Source organism: Pseudomonas sp. GM78 (assembly GCF_000282475.1).
Lineage (GTDB): Bacteria > Pseudomonadota > Gammaproteobacteria > Pseudomonadales > Pseudomonadaceae > Aquipseudomonas.
This window is the reverse complement of the sequence record NZ_AKJF01000118.1, coordinates 1-1287: the sequence shown is the minus strand read 5'-3', so window position 1 is coordinate 1287 and position 1287 is coordinate 1. Positions and strand designations below refer to the sequence as shown.

General features: G+C 57.0%; 1 protein-coding gene. It reads right to left on the bottom strand.

What is annotated here, in order from left to right:
- Positions 1-20 precede the first annotated feature (20 nt).
- Positions 21-1016 carry an IS110 family transposase gene (locus PMI35_RS12880; protein ID WP_008061227.1) on the bottom strand — a complete coding sequence of 332 codons (996 nt, stop codon included), beginning with the start codon at positions 1014-1016 and terminating at the stop codon, positions 21-23.
- Between the last annotated feature and the right edge of the window lie 271 nt (positions 1017-1287).

Here is a 1287-nt window from a genome sequence, read left to right as displayed (position 1 = left end):
TGTAGATACTCTGTTCACGGTCAAGCTTTCAGCAGGTTCTTGTTGCTGAAAAGCTTGACCGTGTCGAAATCCTCTCCTGCACGCATGCAGGCCCATAAACCTGTCAGGTACTTGCGCATCACCGCGCAGATGGCTTGCATTTTTCGTTTACCACGCCCGACTAATGCATCGTAAAAAGCCTTCACATTCTCATCGCAGCGGATCGCTGACATGGCAGGCATGAACATCGCCGAGCGCAGGTAGGCGTTGCCGCCCTTGCTCAGGCGGCCGGGTTTGTTGATGCTTGTTCCAGACTGCATTAGCCGCACGTCCAGCCCCGCATAACGACTGACCTGTGGGGACTTGAGGGTCACCGGCAGAGTCGTGAGTTCAGCCAGCACTGCAAATGTCGAGACGTCACCCATTCCGGGGGCAGCCACCATATGATCAAACTGCGCCTGCAATACGGGGCACTTAGCGATGATGTCTCGCCCGGCTTGCCTGAACCGTTCGATGCGCCTGCCAAACATCGCAATCGCTTCCTCCTCATCTTCAATCAGCATCGCAGAAGTGGTTTCGGTCGCTTGCAGGGCATGCAGCTCATTCTTGGCGCGAGTGCAGTGGCAGGTCAGGCGGTTGATATGCCGGCCAATGGCACGCAGCTCAAGCTGAGCGGGGCTCGGCGGGGTCCACAGGCGAGGCGTCATGCGTTCGCCGTACTCCGCGAGCAACTGGGCGTCGATGGCGTCCGTTTTACTGTGTTGCAGCACCAGTTTCGCAAAATTGCGGGAGCTTTTCGGGTTGATCACCGAAACCGGCAAGCCCGCAGCGCTCAACTCCAGGGCCAGATCCAGGTAATAAATCCCGGTGGCCTCCATGACGACAGAAAGCGGCTTGAGCGCTATCAGCTTTTTCACCGCAGCCTTGCGCCCCTTGGGCGTTTGAGCAATCTCCCATGAGCCAGCTGCACGGCCTTTAACGCGCCATCCCATTGCAGTGGTACGAGAACCAACATCCAACCCGACGTGAACGCTCATGCTTTCCACTCCAACGAAACTGGGTGAAGATGGCTCCTGGTTCCCCTGACCTCGAACTTCATGCCGCTGCAACCTTGTAATGCGAAGTCCGACTTGTCGGCTTCTCGATACTCTTCGTAGTGGGCAATGAGGCGGGGGAGCCTCTCTACAAACAAGGTCAGGAGCAAGTCCTGCCTTCAGGAGCCGTCGGCATCCCCCAGAAACACATCTTTAGGACAACACCGATGAGCTTAGATGCTCTCGCTGGGTGTTTGGCCAACATACAAGGAGC